The 17049-nt window shown below is 70.2% G+C and carries 15 protein-coding genes; 8 read left to right on the plus strand and 7 right to left on the minus strand.

All coding sequences use genetic code 11. The annotated features are described in order from the left end of the window. From AB0G13_RS29400 to AB0G13_RS29410, 3 genes are all read left to right on the plus strand, one after another. A partial coding sequence (locus AB0G13_RS29400; RefSeq protein WP_357881152.1) for a phosphopantetheine-binding protein occupies positions 1-489 on the plus strand: 489 nt, incomplete at its 5' end. After that, positions 486-2774, plus strand: a complete 2289-nt coding sequence (locus tag AB0G13_RS29405) for a condensation domain-containing protein (protein ID WP_357881155.1) — start codon at positions 486-488, stop codon at positions 2772-2774. The genes AB0G13_RS29400 and AB0G13_RS29405, both read left to right, overlap by 4 nt. Positions 2775-2964: 190 nt before the next feature. Beyond that, complete coding sequence (locus AB0G13_RS29410; protein ID WP_357881158.1) at positions 2965-3276, plus strand: hypothetical protein; 312 nt, start codon at positions 2965-2967, stop codon at positions 3274-3276. Positions 3277-3384: 108 nt separating this feature from the next. Here AB0G13_RS29410 and AB0G13_RS29415 read toward each other — a convergent pair whose 3' ends face one another. Next, positions 3385-3906 (minus strand): HEAT repeat domain-containing protein, encoded by a 522-nt coding sequence (locus tag AB0G13_RS29415; RefSeq protein WP_357881161.1) that lies wholly within the window; start codon positions 3904-3906, stop codon positions 3385-3387. 295 nt (positions 3907-4201) lie between these two features. On the opposite strand from AB0G13_RS29415, the gene AB0G13_RS29420 reads away from it, so the two are divergent. Continuing rightward, the gene (locus AB0G13_RS29420; RefSeq protein WP_357881165.1) at positions 4202-5116 is read left to right on the plus strand and encodes an aminoglycoside phosphotransferase family protein; all 915 of its coding nucleotides are present in this window, start codon (positions 4202-4204) and stop codon (positions 5114-5116) included. Positions 5117-5356: 240 nt separating this feature from the next. Here AB0G13_RS29420 and AB0G13_RS29425 read toward each other — a convergent pair whose 3' ends face one another. Beyond that, complete coding sequence (locus tag AB0G13_RS29425; RefSeq protein ID WP_357881168.1) at positions 5357-5692, minus strand: HIT domain-containing protein; 336 nt, start codon at positions 5690-5692, stop codon at positions 5357-5359. A 475-nt stretch (positions 5693-6167) separates the two neighbouring features. On the opposite strand from AB0G13_RS29425, the gene AB0G13_RS29430 reads away from it, so the two are divergent. Beyond that, positions 6168-6608, plus strand: coding sequence for a hypothetical protein (locus AB0G13_RS29430; RefSeq protein ID WP_357881171.1), 441 nt, complete (start codon positions 6168-6170; stop codon positions 6606-6608). Positions 6609-6889: 281 nt separating this feature from the next. Here the strand turns inward: AB0G13_RS29430 and AB0G13_RS29435 are convergent, their stop codons facing one another. From AB0G13_RS29435 to AB0G13_RS29445, 3 genes are all read right to left on the minus strand, one after another. Beyond that, entirely contained in the window at positions 6890-7177 is a 288-nt protein-coding gene (locus tag AB0G13_RS29435; protein ID WP_225851988.1) for a hypothetical protein, read from the minus strand. A 727-nt stretch (positions 7178-7904) separates the two neighbouring features. Then, complete coding sequence (locus AB0G13_RS29440) at positions 7905-8507, minus strand: YdeI/OmpD-associated family protein (protein ID WP_357881175.1); 603 nt, start codon at positions 8505-8507, stop codon at positions 7905-7907. A gap of 239 nt (positions 8508-8746) precedes the next feature. Further along, positions 8747-9505, minus strand: a complete 759-nt coding sequence (locus AB0G13_RS29445) for a methyltransferase domain-containing protein (RefSeq protein ID WP_357881177.1) — start codon at positions 9503-9505, stop codon at positions 8747-8749. A gap of 176 nt (positions 9506-9681) precedes the next feature. On the opposite strand from AB0G13_RS29445, the gene AB0G13_RS29450 reads away from it, so the two are divergent. Further along, positions 9682-10284, plus strand: coding sequence for a hypothetical protein (locus AB0G13_RS29450; RefSeq protein WP_357881179.1), 603 nt, complete (start codon positions 9682-9684; stop codon positions 10282-10284). Positions 10285-10409: 125 nt separating this feature from the next. Here AB0G13_RS29450 and AB0G13_RS29455 read toward each other — a convergent pair whose 3' ends face one another. Continuing rightward, complete coding sequence (locus AB0G13_RS29455; RefSeq protein ID WP_357881182.1) at positions 10410-10919, minus strand: hypothetical protein; 510 nt, start codon at positions 10917-10919, stop codon at positions 10410-10412. A gap of 422 nt (positions 10920-11341) precedes the next feature. Between AB0G13_RS29455 and AB0G13_RS29460 the strand changes: the two genes are divergently transcribed. After that, positions 11342-11983, plus strand: a complete 642-nt coding sequence (locus AB0G13_RS29460; RefSeq protein WP_357881185.1) for a hypothetical protein — start codon at positions 11342-11344, stop codon at positions 11981-11983. 670 nt (positions 11984-12653) lie between these two features. Beyond that, positions 12654-15251, plus strand: a complete 2598-nt coding sequence (gene rph, locus AB0G13_RS29465) for a rifamycin-inactivating phosphotransferase (RefSeq protein WP_357881188.1) — start codon at positions 12654-12656, stop codon at positions 15249-15251. A gap of 738 nt (positions 15252-15989) precedes the next feature. On the opposite strand, the gene AB0G13_RS29470 is transcribed toward rph, so the two are convergent. Further along, entirely contained in the window at positions 15990-16616 is a 627-nt protein-coding gene (locus AB0G13_RS29470) for a hypothetical protein (RefSeq protein WP_357881190.1), read from the minus strand. Positions 16617-17049 lie beyond the last annotated feature (433 nt).

Raw genomic sequence — 17049 nt, forward strand, 5'->3', positions numbered from 1 at the left:
CCCCGCCACCTCATACCCCACAGCATCATCGCCCTCCCCCACCTCCCCCTCACCCGCAACGGCAAGATCGACCGCAACGCACTCCCCGCACCGGATCCCACGACGATCCGCTCCGAGCCGCCCGGCGACGCCGTGCAGCGACAGCTCGCCGGGATCTGGGCGACGGTGCTTGGCACCTCCGTCGCGGGCATCGGAGCCCGCGACGACTTCTTCGCCCTCGGCGGGCACTCCCTGCTGGCCACCCAGGTCACCGCGCAGGCCGCCGCCGCGTTCGAGGTCGAGCTGCCGGTCGCGGCGCTGTTCCGGGACCCGACGATCGCCGGTCTGGCCGGCGAGCTGCGCCGCGTCGAGCGCCGGCCCGGCTGGGTGGACACCGTGGCCGGCATGCGCGAGGCCGTCGCCGCGCTCACCGAGGACCAGGCCCGACGAGCGCTGGCCGCCGCCACCCGACCCGACCAGCCGTACGACGAGACAGGAGCACCGCGATGAGCGGCCCGTCGCCCGACCCGGTCGCCGCGCTGCTGCGACCGCCGCCCGGCTGGCCGGCGCAGGAGCACCGGCAGCTGCTGGTACGGCTGCTGCGCGAGCGTCTGCCCGCCGCGCCGACCAGTCCCGCCACCGTGGCCCAGCGTCAGCTCTGGTTCCTGCAACAGCTGGAGCCGACCAGCACCGCGTACCACATCCTGACGGTGGTGCGGATGACCGGTGAGCTGGACCTGCCGGCCCTGCGCGGCGCGCTCGCCGCGGTCACGGACCGGCACGACCTGCTCCGGGCCACCTTCGCGATGGTCGACGACGAGGTGGTCGTGCGGATCGGTCCCTGCGCGCCGGTGCCGGTACCGGTCGTCGACCTGGGCACGACGGACGCCGTGACCCGCGAGGAGCGGGTGCGGCAGGAGCTGAAGAAGGCCCACGACGAGCTGTTCGACCTCGCCGACGGCCCGCTGCTGCGGGCGGTGCTGATCCGGTGCGGGGCCTCCGAGCACCTGCTCGCGGTCACCGTGCACCACATCGTCTTCGACGGCTGGTCCCGCTCGGTCTTCTGGGACCACCTCACCACGGCGTACGACTCGCTGCGGGCGGGGAAGACGCCCGACCTCGACCCGCCGGCGTCCGACGACGATCCCGACGAGGCGGACGACGTCGTCGACGAGGCGGACCCGGACGCGGCGCTGGCCTACTGGCGCGAGCGGCTGGCCGGCCTGCCCGACCTGGACCTGCCCGGCGTCCGCGACCGGGTGTCCGGAACGTTGACCGCCGGGCGGCGGCTGGACGTCCCGCTCGACCGGGACGTGATGACCGCCCTGACCCGGCTGGGCCGGTCCCGGCGGGCCACCCCGTTCATGACGCTGCTGGCCGCGTACCTGGTGCTGTTGTCCGTGCGCACCGGCAGCAGCGACGTCGCCGTGCTGTCGCCGACGACGGGCAGGACGAGCGAGGCCGACGAGAGCCGGATCGGGTACTTCGTCAACACCGTGGTGCTGCGCGGCGACCTGGCGGGGAACCCGAACTTCGCCGAGGTGGTCGACCGGGTCCGGGAACTGACCCTCGGGGCGTACGCCCACATGGGGGTGCCCTTCGAGCGGATCGTGGACGAGCTGCGGCCGGCGCGGGTGCCGGGCCGGATGCCGTTCTCGCAGTTCGCGTTCAGCGTGGAGGGTCGCCCGGCGCCCCCGCCCCGGCTCGCCGGCCTGACCACCGCCTGGATCGACGTCGACACCGGCACGGCGAAGTTCGACGTGCAGTTGGACGTCATGACGGACGACTCGGGCGGGCTCGTGGCGGCCTGGACCTGGCGCGACGAGCTGTTCGACCCGGCGGACCTGGCCGCCGTCGCCGACGACTTCGCCGCGCTGCTGGGCGCGGTCGTCGCCGACCCGCAGGCCACCGTCGACACGCTGCCGGTGCGCGGGCCGCTGCCGGCCCCGGGCGTCCCGGCGGCGACCCCGCCGCCCGCGGCGCGTGCCCGACCGGGCGCAACGGCGTCCGGCACGCTGGTGCACCTCGGCGGGCCGACCGACCGTCCGCCGCTGGTCCTGCCGCACCCGGTCAGCGGCACGGTCGGCGCGTACGCCGAGCTCGCCCGGCTGTTGCCCGGGCACCACCTGGTCGGCATCGAGTCGGCCGCCGACGCCTCCGGTGACTCCGTCGACGCGCTCGCCGAGTCGTACCTGGCCGAACTCGTCGCCCGCTGGCCGGCCGGCCCGTACCGGCTGTGCGGCTGGTCGATGGGCGGCCTGCTGGCGTACGAGATGTCCCGCCGGCTGGTGCGGGCCGGGCGCGGCGTCGACCTGCTGGTGGTCGTGGACACCGCGCCCGGGCAGACGCGCTCTGCCGACGACGGGACCGACGATGCCGCGATGGCGGCCCGGTTCGCCGCGGACCTGGCCGCGTCGCTCGGTCGGGAACACCCGGCGCCGACGGCCGCGACGCTCGCCGCGCTGCCGGTCGAGGAACAGACCATGTTGCTGCGCCGGTGGCTGGTGGACGCGGGGGTGACCCCGGTGGCGCTGCCGGTGCGCGAGGTGCGCCGCCGGGTGGAGACCTTCGCCCGGCACGTCACCGCCGTCGCCGGATACCGGCCGGAGGGCGCGGAGCTGCCGGTGACCGTCGTCCAGGCCTCCGCGTCGCCGCGCTGGCAGCCGCGCTGGGAGCGGTACGTCGGCGCCCGGACCACCGTCCACGAGTACGAGGGCGACCACTACTCGCTGCTGCGCCGGCCCACCGTGGAGAGGATCGCCGGGTGGCTGGCCCGGGCGCTGGACGCTCGGTGAGCGGTGGCGCTCCGCCCCGGCGGGTGCCGCGCGCACGGGGCCGCCCGGCGACAGCCGGCGGCGGACCACGCGCCCGATTGGCCATCGATCAACGCTTGGCGCCACTGGTCAAACGCGGCTGCGCCTGCACCGCTTCTTCTCAGCGGGCACGTGCCATTCCGGACCTCCATCGTCGGCTACCGTCGCGACAATGACGCTTGAGGAACCACCACTTGTGGTCGACAGATGGCCGCGTTTGGCGGCGGAGCTTGCGACCGCGCTTCGCGAGGCGGACGAGGGCGACCTGGTTGACCAGGTCGACAGTCTCCGGGTGCTCCAGGAGTGCGGTTGCGGCGACGGCTTCTGCCAGAGCTTCTACACGCAACCACCACCGGCCGGCGCCTACGGTCCGGGCCACCGGAACGTCGGTCTCAGCCCACACCGGGCGGGCATGCTCATCCTTGACGTGGTCGATAACATGATCATGTTCGTCGAGGTCATCGACCGCCCGCCGATCGACTGACCAAAGGCTCGTTCTGGTCCGGCCGGAGGGTGCCACAGCGGCACCACGACCACAGATTCCCTCCAGATCGGCCGTACGCATCGTGCGCCCGCACCGCAGCGATGCGTGTCACCGGTCTGATGCTTCGTCGACGCCGTACCGCACCATGACGGGCAAGTCCTCGGTGAGTAGATCGCCTGCGAGGCCACGATCCACGAGTGCGGCCAACGATCGGCCGATCTCGTCTCCCGCCACATCAACCAGGTCCTCATCGTGTGCGGCGCGCCGCAACGCGTCCAACGCGCGCGGGTCATCCCAGTTCGCGAGGTCGACCGCGGCCTGGCACCGGAAATCCGGGTCCTCCGACTGGTCCAGCAGCACCGCGTGCAAGCGCTCAGCGCGCCAGTCCCACCGCAGCCGCCCGGCCGCCCGCAAGCCGGCGCGCAGTTGCCCGGGCGGTCGGTATCCGTGTTCCTCAACGTAATGCAGGATCATCATCGGCGCGGCGAAGATCTCCCCGTCGGGCAGGTAGTAGCGATACTCGCCGTTACCCGCAAAGGCCCCACAGAAGTCACAGTCGTGCCAGCCGAGTGTGACGCTGCCGAGCCGCCGGGAGGTGACCCTGAGGCGCTCGATCTCGGCATCAGTCATCGGCGCAGCGCCACCGCCCCTGCACCCCGTAACGGCGCCCCAGCCACCCGACAGCCCGCATCGCCAGCGGAAAACCGAGGTAGTCGTACCGCGACAGGTCAAGGTACTCCACACCACGATCATCTGACATACAGAAGCGAACGGCAGGTGGTGGTGGTGCCGATTGAACGGCTCCGGAACGAGTGTTTTAGCACCAGGCGCGAGCCGCGCCCGCGGCATCGGCGGCGTTGCCGGTCTCGACGTAGCAAAGCTGAGCAAGCCGGACGCGGCGACGACCGCACTACCGTTGCTCGACATGACGCACGTCGAGATCGAGATCACCGCGGCACTGGTCCGGGATCTGGTACGCGACCAGCACCCCGACCTCGCCGATCGCCCGGTTCGGCCAGGCGCGCGTGGATGGGACAACCAACTGTGGCGCCTCGGTGACGACCTCGCCGTCCGGCTCCCCTGGGCGACCAGGTCCGCCGACGCGCTGCTGCGCAAGGAGTACTCCTGGCTGCCCGCGCTTGCCCCGCGCCTTCCGCTGCCGATCCCCGTCCCGCAGCGATTCGGCGAGCCCTCCGAACGGTTCCCTCGGCCATGGCTCATCACCACCTGGATTCCGGGCACACCCGCCGACCGGGCCCCCGTCACGCGCGCCGCACACGCGGCCGATTCCTTGGCCACGTTCCTGACGGCTCTTCACCAGCCCGCCCCCAGCGGCGCGCCCGCGGGCCGGGACCGGGGCGGGCCACTGGCCGACCGCGCCGACCAGTTCGCCAAGGGGCTCACCTCCGCCACCGAGCAAGGACTGATCCACGACCCGGACGCCGTCCGCGCCGTCTGGCACGACGCGGTCACCGCGCCGCAATGGATGGGCCCGGCGCTATGGCTGCACGCCGACCTGCATCCGGCCAACGTCCTCACCTCCGACGGCACCTTCTGCGGCGTCATCGACTTCGGCGACCTCTGCGCCGGCGACCCGGCATACGACCTCGCCGCCGGGTGGCTCCTGCTACCGGACGACACCGCCGACCACTTCTACGCGGCCTACCAGCCGACCCCGGACACCGCCACCATGCGCCGCGCCCGCGGCTGGGCGATGGCACGCGCCCTCGGCGGCATCCTCATCGGCGACGCCGGCGTCCACGGCCGCCCAGGTGGCAAGCCCACCTGGGGCCCACCCGCCCACGCCGCCCTGCGACGCCTCGTCGCCACAGCCCGCTGACCCGGACGTCGCCACTGCCTCCGACAGACGGCGTGACCAACCCTCCGCACCTCGGCAGAGTCGCTCGTCATGGTTCGGCGGCCGGTGCGTCACCCGCGAGTCAACGCGGAGGGCGCAGGAGAGCGAATCCCTTGCACCTCTTACGGCTTGGCGGCGCTCGCCCCGACCGGGCTGTCGTTGGCCGGAGGCCGACCGGCTAGGAGTGTGGGTCAGTAATGATCGCGCTGGCGGTGGTGTTCATCAGTCGTGACGCAACGGCTCGCCGCTGTTTACGTGGAAGTGTAGGTGTCTGGAGTCCTGGTAGGCACCGAGGTTGGTCAGGACGCGAGCTGCGCCGTGTTCGGCGGTGACCTGTGTCGCGATATCGCGGACGACGGCCAGGACTTGATGGACCTCGGAGATGTCGGCGTCACCCAGGTCCACCAGCGACGGGATATGGCGTTTGGGGACGACGACGATATGGACGGGCCAGAAGGGCCGGGTGTGGTGGAAGGCGAGCACGTGGGCGGTCTCAGCCACGACCTGGATCGGGGTCTTGCCGTTGAGTGCCTGCTCGCAGTAGAAGTCGTCCGTCACCGGGCCGATGGTAGTGGTGTCGCGCCCAGACGGTGATCGCCCGGCGGGCGAGGATGGGGTATGCGCGCTGATGACGGCTTGTTCTCGGTGGCGCCGGTATCCGGGCCGAATACCGCGGTGGACAAGCGGTTCCGGATGTTCGATCCGCATCAGGTCTACCTCTTCGGGCCATCGTGACCTGGTCGCGGCGGCCAGCATCGCTACCCGTACCCCGGGCGGCGGAACCACCACCCCAACAGCCGATCCCGTGTTGCCTGGGGTGGTCACGCACCGTCGAGCCGGCCGGCACCTCCCCGGCGCCGGCCGGTCCCGACGTGACCCCCGCCGCCCACCGGGCGGCGTGAGGGTCGATATGGCCCGCTGTGGCCCGCCCACCCAACCATTGGTGGGAAGTCGCTCGCCTCTACAGCGAGGATCCACAACACCCCACTGGAAACCCGGTGAACGTTAGTGGACACAGCACTAGTCTGCTTGGATGAGTCTCCTCGATGACGTCGCCAGGCGTGACGGTTGGCGATGCTGGGTCTGCGACGAGCCGGTCGACGCCGACATGTCGGTGAACGACCCCCGTGGCCCCAGCGTCGACAGCCGCACCGCCGACAAGAAGGCCAAGGTCGCCGAGCGACTCGCGCACCGTGCCTGCAACACCCGCAAGGGCGCTGTCAAGGTGGTCATCGCCTGGCCGGATCATCTGCACGTCGTGGAGCCCGCGCCACTGATCACCGTCGCCGAGCGACTCGAACGCAAGGGTGGCCGCGAGCTGGTCGCCCGCTGTCCGAGCAGGAAGGACGCCCAAGAGGCGGCAGACTGGCTGGTCGACCGGTTCTCCCGGCTGGTGCCCGGACTGCCGGTGACCGCAAGCGTCGACGCGGGCGGCGGACAGTACCTCGTCGCCCTGGCCACCGGCCGCCGCTGACCGGTCGCCCTGGGCCGGCGGGCCGCCGACCCAGGGCAGCCGGACCCGAGCCGTCACCAGCGCTGCGGCACCACCCACGACATCCCCCGCCGCTCACGGTGCCTCGACGGCAGCGAGCGGCTCGAGCGTTCTCAGCGGACGATCAGCACATCTGACCTTCGTCGACGCCCGGCCACGGGTGAGGCGATGCGCCCGGCAGCTATCCGAACGCATCGACATCGGCAGGGTCACGTACCGACCTTCCCCAGCGGGTGGCGTCGGCGGCGATCAGATTTTTTTGATCAGAAGGGGGGCGCGTCCTCGCCCATCAACGCCAGCACGACGCCTCCCTTCCCGCTCTTGAGGCCCTGGACCACGACCTTGCCGGTGCTGCCGTCGGGCAGCTCCAACGTAAAGGTCTTCCCGACGGCATTCTTGGGGCCATTGCCGGCGCTGTTGGCGGGTCGGAAATCGCCTGCCCACGGCGGGGTCCCACCCTTGCGGGCGGGCTCGGCGAAGAGCGCGGCGGTGCCGGGGGTCCTGGTGCCGTCGGAGGAAAGAAGCACTGAGGCGCTGCGATAGGTAGCCATATACGCCAAGGCTATACCGGATTGCGCTCGTTCGCGCCACGACAACTGCCCCGTAACGCGAACGGCCGCGGAAAGCGACCTTGACTGCTCCCGCCCTGGGCTGGCCGTGCGTCGGCCGCGGCCCGGGCTGGACCCCGGTCGCCGAACCTGCCGCTTCGGCGGCCGGCGGCCGCCGGCTCGGCCGACGTCCCGCCACCGTGTCCGCACCTGCCCGCACCAGGCCCGGACGCCTCGCAGATTGTCGGTGCACGATCGGCGGCACGAGCGAGCGTTTGCGTACGGCTGGATTGGTTGGTGACGTGGATCCTCTCGGACCCCAGGGTCCTATGGTCCAGCCAGGGCTTCTCCGTCTTCTCAACTGGTGCAGGAAGCGCGGCCACGATGATCATGGCGACCAGGATTCTAGGACCACGGTGGGCGGCCGGGACACCGGTCGGGCTCGGCCCGGCCCAGTCGTCGCTGCACCCTGCGGGATCGGTCACGTCGATGAGAGACGGATCGGCGATGGCGCGTACGACGAAGTAGAGACCGATGACCAAGCCGACGACCGACAGAACCCTCTTCGCGACGGGGTCCGCCCAGCGGAGGGGCATGTCGACTGCATAGGCCGGGTCATGGATGTTCGACCCAACTCAGTCGCCTCGTGATGTGGATCCCGGAACTCTCACTCACCGACAGGACCGTGTTGTACGCGGCAGATGAGCGCACATGATCATGAAGGTGCCGACTACGGCGAGTTCGAGGGCTTGGCCTTCTGCGGGTAGATCGTCTCGTGACGGGCCAGCATGGCGACAAACTCGGCGATCTTCCGCTCGCGGGTCTGCGCCCGTTTGACGGCATTGACGCGGTGGATGAGAGCGAACCGGTTGGTCTTGGTGAGTACGTCGAACATGGCCTGAGCAGCGGGGTCGGCGGCGATGGCGGCGAGCAGGTCGGCCGGTACCTCGGCTTCCGACGGCGGGGCGTAGGCGGCCGCCCACCGCCCGTCCGCCTTCGCGGCTGCCACGGCCGCGCGGCCCGGGGGCAGCATCCGCCCCTGCTCCTCCAGCCGGGCCACGTGCGCGACGTTGCGTTGTGACCAGGAACTGCGGGGCCTGCGCGGGGTGAACCGGATCCAGGAACTCTCCTGATCCCGTTTGCGGGCCTGCCCGTCGATCCAGCCGAAACACAGGGCCTCGTCGACCGCCTGCTGCCAGGTCAACGTCGTGACCGTGCCGCCCTTCCTGGTCAGGGCGAGCCAGACGCCGGGCGACGTGGCGTGGTTGGCCGACAACCACGCACGCAGCGCGTCGGCGTCCGCGACGACCAACTCATCCAGTTCACTCGTCATGACGGCAGGCTATCGCCGCGCCATGGCCGCAGCCTCTTCCGGTTGGGCCGCCCGGCTCGTCGGGCCGCCGGCACGCCGGTCGCTCGGCGGACCGCCGGGGGCAGGACCTCGACGCTCGGACGGTCTCGACGCCGGCCCGGTAGCCGAGCCGCTCGGGTGATGCTGCAGGGCTGTGACGCACGGAAACGTCCGGTCGGCGGCACGAGCGGAAGCCTCAGGGAAGCCGCTCGGTGAGCGCTTCAGCGGGGTGCACGTCTGGCCTCGACGAGGGTCCGAGTCGAGTGGGCCACGAAGGCGCCGTGGTGGCGGATGTGGGCGTCCAGTCGCTCGAGGGTGTCCCGGTACCGCTCCACCGTGAAGTCGGGCACCCACCACACGCACTTGCGCAGGGTGTAGACGACCGCGCCGATGTCGAAGAACTCCATCCGGCAACGAGCGGTGCGCAGGTCCACGATCTCGAGCGCGGCCGCCCGCGCGGCCGCGGCCTCACGATCGGGGTGACGGCCAAGCCGCTCCCGCGGCAGCGGGCCGAGGAAGAACTCGATGAGCTCGAACGCGGATGCCGGTCCGACGTGCTGGGCGAGGTACGTGCCGTCATCGGTGAGCACGCGGGCGATCTCGTTCCAGTCGGGGTCCACTGGATGACGGCTCGTCACCAGATCGAAGCTGGCATCGGGGAAGGGCAGGGGCCGGCCTTGCTCGACGGGCACGACCTCGACACCGCGGGGCGACAACGTGCGACGGGCGCGCTCGGCGTTCGGGCGCCAGCCTTCGGTGACGACCATTCTCGGCGGTAGGTGCGGCACCTCGGCGATGATCTCGCCGCCACCGGTGTCGATGTCCAAGGCCGAGGTGACGTGGGGCAGGCGCGATGCGATCAACCGTGAGTACCCCCACGGCGGCCGTTCTTCCGTTGCCCGGCCTTCAAGCCAGTCGAAGTCCCAGCCGGACACGTCCACTGCGGCGGCCTCATCGACCAGGTCACTGAACGTACGCACACCGAGCATCCTGCCGGTGCCGTCAACTGGTTTGCGTGGCCACGTCGCGTCCGCTCATCGGCACGACCACGCACCGCCGCCCATGGGCAGCGGCTCCGCTCCGTGACGCGCGTCGGCGGCATGTGCGTGCGTTACCGCCAGAGGTCGGGCGGCTTCATCGTCGATAGTCTGTGTTCGTGGTCGAGACGCCGGGGATGCGTTGGGGCGGGAAGGCCGCGCGGCGGTTGGCGAGGCTGGGCTCGGTCCGGATCGGCCCGGGCCTGACCGGCGAGGAGTTGACCCGGGTCGAGGAGCAGTTCGGGTTCGAGTTCGCTGATGATCACCGCTCGTTCCTTGCGGCGGGGTTGCCGGCGGGCGGCGCCTGGCCGGACTGGCGCTACGGCGATCCGGACGGCTTGCGGCGCTGGCTCGCGCTGCCGGGGAAGGGCGTGTTGGAGGCGGTCAGGTTCAGGGGCTACTGGGCTTCGAGTTGGGGCGATCGCCCGCACGGCGTGGCCGATGCCGAAGCCGCTGCGGCCGACCACCTCGCGGCGGTGCCCTGGCTGGTTCCGATCTTTGGCGGTCGGTACCTGCCCGCCGGTCGGGGGACCTACGGGCATCCGGTGTTGTCCGTGTACGGGCCCGACATCATCTGTTGGGCGCCAAACCTGGCCGACTATGTACCGCAGGAGTTTGGCGAGGGCGGTGCCGGCAAGAGGTACTCGTACGAGGGCTGGGAGATGTCGGCGAGCGCGGAATTCTGGGCGGAGTACCTGGCGTGGTCGGCTGCCGAACCGTAATCCACGAGGATTCGGCGGGCTCCAGCGCTGCGCCGACCGCGCACATTTCGACATGAGCGCGCGTCGCGGGAGGTCCGGATGCCGTCCGGCCTCCGGCGCCTCTTGGTGTCGCTGGTCGGATACCTTCAACGGCTCCCGGACCAAAGGATCCGTCGGTCCTCCGATCGTGTCGGGCGCGAGAGCCGGACCATGTCGTCGACGATGTCGGCCGGCTCCGTCACCTGGAACAGGTCGACCGGCGGCGGGCCGGCCAGATGGGCGACGTTGATCACCCACTTCTGGTACTGCCACTCGCAGTTGCCCCAGTCCTCCCAAAGCCGGAAGTTGAGGCGCCAACGCCCCCACTGGCCGACCGGCAGGCGGAGCGCCGTGTCATTCGGGCGCGGCGGGAAGACAGTGAAGCACTGACACCAGACACTGGTGTCGCCGGCCACCACGAGCTGCCCAGCCACCATCTCCAACTGCACGCCAGCCGAGCTGATCGGCCCGGCTTCCGGCAAAGTGAGCCTGGCCGCCGTCTGTCGCACCGCGAAGTCGTCCTCCTCACGGGCAACGACCTGGTGGACAAGCACCTCGGCCCGGCCCTCGGGTGGTGGCAGCTGGACTGCCTTGACGGCCGCGTTGCGTCGCGCCACCCTTCGCGCACCTCGCGACCGCTTCACGCGTTCCTCAGGGGCGGCCGGGTCACCAGGAGGCAGCCGGAACATCTCCGCTACGGCGTTACGCCGTACGGCCCCGGGTGCGCCTCGCGACCGCTTGGTCCATGCCGTCAGCACCCGTTGGACCACGATCATCAGCCGACTCTCACAAATCCTGTCAGGACGGTCAAGCGAGATGCGTCGAGGGATCTCAGTCAAGGATCGGCTGAACGGGCCTGCTGTCGGGCAGACCGACGCGCGCGGACCCCCGGCTACGCCGCGCTGGTCCTCGCCTGCGAAGCCGGCGCTGCCCGAGGGCCGCCCAGGCTCCCAGATCAGCGTCGCGGGGGCGTCGGGCTCAGCGCGCGGACACCTCGGCTCTCGCGCGGGAGCCCCACGCCGTTGGGCATGATGTCGTCGTGTCGGACACGGGGGCGGCCACGGCCGCAACGGTGCGGCCGGTGCGGCGGTACGGCTGGATCGGCCTACTGGCGGCCTGGCTCGGGGTGGCGTGGGTCGAGATGGCAGACCTGCCCAACGCCTCACTGCTGCTGTTCGTCGTTCCCCCGTTCGAGCTCGCAGTGTGGCTCATCGCCCTGACGCTGACGGTGCGACTAGCGCGCCGTGCCGCCCCCGCAGGCGCTTCGGCGGCGCTCGCCACCGCCGTGCTGCTCGTCGGTGTCTGCGCGTGGTTCACCAACTGGGGGCTGTTCCACCCCGCGTCGTACTGGGCCTCGCACCGCTGGGCGTTCAACGCGGTGGCCGACGGTGTCCAGGAGGGGCGAATCGGGACCTCCCGCGAGTACTACGGCCAGCGCCTCCCTCTGCACCTTCGGGACCTGTCCACCAACGGCCGGGCGGCGGTCGTCGGCCGCCAGGACGACAAGCCGGTGGTGTTCCTGCCGCAGTGGATCGGCGTCCCGGACGACGCCGGCGGATACGTCTACCTCGACGCACCACCTCGGCCGGACCTGGTTGTAGACCTTTTCGGCGAGCCCGTCCGGGTCGCCGGCGGACAGCACCTCGGCGACGGCTGGTGGTACGTCCTGCCGGGCGGCTGACGAAACAGCGTCGAGCCGAAAGATCACAATCCATACGCCACAGGAGGCCCGGGCAAGACACGCACGCGTGCCTCGGTCCAGCCGGTATGTATGCCGCAGAAGGCGGGAACTCATTCGGCCCGTGCGACGTGCAACACGTCGTCACCGTGGGCATAGATCTCCACGCCGGCCCGGCGTGGCGGACACCGCGTACTGGCAGCGGCTGACGAACAACCGCGCTCAATCGGTCACAGATGCCGGACTTCGAAGATCCTGCGCCGCGCTTCGCGAAAACGATTCCGGTCGCAGCAGAAACAACAATTGCGAGGCTCCCACATTAATGTATATCGCGACGGAGGGCTTGCCGCAAGACCCGGGTCTTGCCGCAGAATCGTCGGCCGGACCCGAGAACGGACGAGGAATTGGGGCATGCCATGCGTGTGTTGTTGTCGACCCACCGAAGGCGCAGTGACGTCGAGCCGCCGGTGGCATTCGGGGTGCGATCGCGGCCGATCGGCACGGAGATGCGGGCGTGCGGATCGCCCGAACGGGCGGAGCGGCCGGCCGACAGTCAGAGCGGGCGGCAAGGAGAGTTGAGGACGCCCCCAGCAGATTCGACCGGGCTCGAGACGCCGGTGATCCGCCCGGCCGGTGGGATGCGACGCAGGACGGCCGCCTCGGAGGTGTCGCGATGATCGAGCAGTACGTGCTCGGTCTCCGGGAGGTCGACGAGACGCATGTCGCGGTCGTTGGCGGCAAGGGCGCACACCTGGGGGCGTTGTCGCGGATCGACGGCATCCGCGTGCCGGTTGGTTTCTGCGTGACGACAGAGGCCTTCCGGCGGATCATGGCCGAAGCGCCGTCGATCGACGATCGGCTCGATCGGTTGTCGCACCTGAACCCGGACGACCAGGGGGCGATCCGGACACTCAGTGCGCAGATCCGCCAGGCCGTCGAAGAGGTCGTTCTCCCCGACGATGTGGCGGCGGCGATCACCCGGGCGCTCACCCAGCTCGGTGAGCGAGCTGGCTACGCCGTCCGATCCAGCGCGACGGCGGAGGACCTGCCGACGGCCTCCTTCGCAGGCCAGCAGGACACGTATCTGAACGTCATCGGGCTGGCGGCGATCCTCCGGCACGTCAGCCGGTGCTGGGCCTCGCTCTTCACCGAGCGGGCCGTGACCTACCGTCAACGCAACGGCATCGACCACCGCACGGTCCACATGGCCGTCGTCGTACAGAAGATGGCCTTCCCGCAGGCGGCCGGCGTCCTGTTCACGGCCGACCCCGTCACGTCCAACCGGAAGGTCGCCTCCGTGGAGGCCAGCTTCGGCCTCGGCGAGGCGCTGGTCTCCGGGCTGGTGAACGCGGACGCCTACAGCGTGCGGGACGGCGCGATCATCGGCAGGGCGATCGCCACCAAGCGGCTTGCCGTCCACGCCCGGCCAACCGGCGGGACGACGAAGCAGGCGATCGAGCCGGAGCGGCAGGAGCAGCCGGCGCTGACGGATGCACAGGTCGTGCGGCTGGTGCAGCTGGGCCGGCGGATCGAAGCCCACTTCGGCCAGCCCCAGGACATCGAATGGTGCCTCGTCGAGGATGACTTCCAGATCGTGCAGAGCCGGCCGGTCACCACGCTGTTCCCCGTCCCCGAGGCTGGCGATGGAGAGAACCACGTCTACGTCTCCGTCGGCCACCAGCAGATGATGACGGACGCCATGAAGCCCCTGGGGCTCTCCATGTGGCAGCTGACGGCCCTGGCGCCGATGCACGCCGCCGGCGGGAGGCTGTTCGTCGACGTCACCCGGGCCCTGGCATCGCCTTCGAGCCGCGCCGGCCTGCTGAGGCTCCTGGGAAGATCCGATCCGCTGATCAGGGACGCGCTGGAGAGCGTCATCGACCGCGGCGACTTCATTCCGTCGCTGCCCGACCAGGGTCCGGCAGGGCCGCCCGCTGACAACGCGCCCGCCCCGATCGAGACCGACCCGGCGATCGTCACCGACCTGATCGAACGCAGCCAGGCCTCCATCGCCGCCCTGCAGCACGACATCGCGACGACATCCGGGCCGGCGCGGTTCGACTTCCTCCTGGCGGCCTTCCAGGAGCACAGGCGGCTCCTGGCCGATCCACGGAGCATGCAGGTGATCACGGCGGGGATGGAGGCCTCGTGGTGGCTCAATGAGCAACTGCAGGCGTGGCTGGGCGAGAAGAACGCGGCCGACACGCTCACGTTGTCCGCGCCCCACAACGTCACGTCGGAGATGGGGCTGGCTCTCCTGGACGTCGCCGACGTCATCCGCCCGCATCCGGAGGTGGTGGCCTTTCTGCAGGAGGTCGAGGACGAGGGCTTCCTGGACGAGCTGAGCAGGCTCCCGGGCGGCCAGGAAGCGCGAGACGCCATCCGGGCCTATCTCGACAGGTACGGCATGCGCTGCGTCGGCGAGATCGACATCACGAGACCGCGCTGGAGCGAACGCCCCGCCACGCTCGTGCCCGTCATCCTCGACCACGTCAGAAACTTCGCGCCGGGCGCTCGCAAGCAGCGCTTCGAGCGAGGGCGCCAGCAGGCGGAACAGAAGGAACAGGAGGTTCTGGAGCGCTTGCGGACCCTGCCGGACGGGGAGCGGAAGGCGGAGGAGACGAAGCGGATGATCGACCGGGTCCGTACCTTCATCGGGTACCGGGAGTATCCGAAGTACGCCATCGTCAGTCGCTACTTCGTCTACAAACGGGCCCTGCTGGAAGAGGCCGAGCGCCTCGTGCGGGCCAACGTGCTTCCGGAGAAGGAAGACATCTTCTACCTCACGTTCCAGGAGCTGCACGATGTCGTGCGCACGAACAAGGTGGACGACCAGCTCATCCACCGGCGGAAGGACGCGTTCAGGTCGTACCGGACGCTCACACCGCCCCGGGTGCTCACGTCGGAAGGTGAGGGAATCGCCGGCGCGTACCGACGCGACGATGTGCCGACCGGGGCGCTGGTCGGCCTCCCGGTCTCCGGCGGGATCGTCGAGGGGCGAGCTCGCGTCGTCCTGGACCTGGCCAAGGCCGATCTCGAACCAGGCGACATCCTGGTCACCGCCTACACCGACCCGAGCTGGTCACCCCTGTTCGTCGCGATCGAGGGACTGGTGACGGAGGTGGGCGGCCTCATGACCCACGGGGCGGTGATCGCCCGGGAGTACGGCCTGCCCGCCCTCGTCGGCGTGGAGCATGCAACCAAGCTGATCCGGGATGGGCAGCGAATTCGCGTGCACGCAACCGACGGGTACGTCGAAATCCTGCCTTGACTGACGCCGGCCGAGAAGTCTACTCGTAGCGTTCGGCCCCAAACAATGTCATACTCCCCCACCAGCCGGCATAGACAGCAGCTGAAGTCCGTTTGAACGCGGTTGAGCACTCGCGTGAAGCAGGACGCTGCACCAATTCTGACCTGCGGTAATGAGGAGCCGCAGTTGGGGTTCGGGTGCAGTTGAGCGCCGTTGCGTGCTGTTGGTTGCTTGTCAACGCCGTCCAGACTCGACTACGGTGCGACGCTCCGCATCCAGTCCGAGTCGCGCGGCTGAGGCATCCGGACCAGCATTTGCCGAATCCTCGGATCGGAACCGACGCAATTGGCGACGGCACTCCGACCGCACGCAATGGCCAGCGGTGCCACGTCATCACCGTTGCCTGAACCGACCGGTCGACGGCGCCCGCCGCAGTGTCGCCCGGCGCCCGCCTCCATGGCTGAGCGCCGGGCAGAATAATCGCTGAACACCCGACGCCCTCCCCTCGACGCGCTGCCACGTGCCGTTGACGCCCCGCCCGCCGGCCGTCGACGGCACACCCCTCGCCGCCGAGGCCCGCGGTGGGACGCCTGTTCCTGAGGCACGTCGTAGCACCTCGCCCCCGGCCGGCCCAAACGTCCACACAAGCCATGGTCTGGATGGTGCTGATGGGGATAGACCTGTTCCGGTTACGCTTCGAGGCGCGATGGGCGGTGTGGCCGAGCGTTTCGGCGTGCCGAAGCCCTCCTCGTGGCTCGGTCAGGCCTTCTCGAAGGTGATGCCCCGCCGGCCGACCGACACCTGCTTCTCCACCACGCTGCCTTCCGCGGTGGTGTACCAGCAGAAGAACGGCGTCGTGCCGAAGGGGAACACTGCCTGGTCGGGCATCGCGGCGTCGCACATCGCGGTGCCGAGCCGGGCGTTGTCGTTGACTGCTTTGCTGTTCCACAGCCAGCCCACGTTCGTCCGGGACAGCACGCCGACCGAGGCGATGGCGGACCAGGTCAGGTATCGGTCGGCGATCGACGCGGTCACGTCCATCGGCACCGCGAGGTCGTCGAACTTCACCGTGCACTTCGCCTTCACGTTGCCGGTGATGAACTTCTTGTCGCAGGTCACAGACGTGTGCGCGGGCGCGCCGGCCTGGTTTAGCACCTGTTGTTGCAGCTCACGCATGATCTTCGCGTGCGGTGTACCGGGGGCGCCGTAGTCCGTGGGCGCGGCGGGGCCGTCGGCGGTGTACGGGTGGGCGCTCGACACCAGCAGCCCGGGCCGGGGCGGCGCGGCCGGCGACGAGGAAGGCGCGGTCGCGGTCGTGTCGGGACCCGAGCAGGCGGCGAGGGCAAGTAGCAGCAACGGTCCGAGGCTCACACGAAAAGGGCGCATCTGGTCAGAGTATCGACGAACACCACCATGCCCGGCGAGGCCGACCGCAGCGGGCCTACGGCCTTCCGTGGCACCCAGCTGGTCCGGTCAGCGGCGGATCCCCCGGGTGTTCTGTCACGGCGCACCGGACGGTTCGGCGATGTAGGCCCGTGGCGGTGGCGCATCACGCCGGAATAGAGAGACCTGGCTTCGGATGGTGACGGCCGCGTCGGTGGTTGGCGCACCTTCTCGGCGGCCACCTATCTACTGGTGGTACGACCGCAGCCCGGACAGGCTTGACCGAAGGCTGACCTTGTCGGGTCACCATCCCGGTGAACGTTCGTGGTCAGCCCACGAGGGGGGGGTGTCCCTATGGGTTTCGTCAAGCGGGGACGGGGCTGGTCGGGCGTGGCTGGTAAGGGATCTTGTCGCGGAGCATGGCGAACAGGACGTC

The organism is Micromonospora sp. NPDC023633, assembly GCF_040640035.1.
In the GTDB taxonomy this organism is placed as follows: domain Bacteria; phylum Actinomycetota; class Actinomycetes; order Mycobacteriales; family Micromonosporaceae; genus Micromonospora.

Excerpts from the sequence above, each read along its gene's own strand:
- AB0G13_RS29415 (WP_357881161.1), bottom strand. The coding sequence starts at position 3,906 with ATGACTGATGCCGAGATCGAGCGCCTCAGGGTCACCTCCCGGCGGCTC.
- AB0G13_RS29470 (WP_357881190.1), bottom strand. The coding sequence starts at position 16,616 with ATGCGCCCTTTTCGTGTGAGCCTCGGACCGTTGCTGCTACTTGCCCTC.
- AB0G13_RS29420 (WP_357881165.1), top strand. The coding sequence starts at position 4,202 with ATGACGCACGTCGAGATCGAGATCACCGCGGCACTGGTCCGGGATCTG.
- AB0G13_RS29405 (WP_357881155.1), top strand. The coding sequence starts at position 486 with ATGAGCGGCCCGTCGCCCGACCCGGTCGCCGCGCTGCTGCGACCGCCG.
- AB0G13_RS29440 (WP_357881175.1), bottom strand. The coding sequence starts at position 8,507 with ATGACGAGTGAACTGGATGAGTTGGTCGTCGCGGACGCCGACGCGCTG.
- AB0G13_RS29435 (WP_225851988.1), bottom strand. The coding sequence starts at position 7,177 with ATGGCTACCTATCGCAGCGCCTCAGTGCTTCTTTCCTCCGACGGCACC.
- rph (WP_357881188.1), top strand. The coding sequence starts at position 12,654 with ATGATCGAGCAGTACGTGCTCGGTCTCCGGGAGGTCGACGAGACGCAT.
- AB0G13_RS29430 (WP_357881171.1), top strand. The coding sequence starts at position 6,168 with ATGAGTCTCCTCGATGACGTCGCCAGGCGTGACGGTTGGCGATGCTGG.
- AB0G13_RS29410 (WP_357881158.1), top strand. The coding sequence starts at position 2,965 with ATGACGCTTGAGGAACCACCACTTGTGGTCGACAGATGGCCGCGTTTG.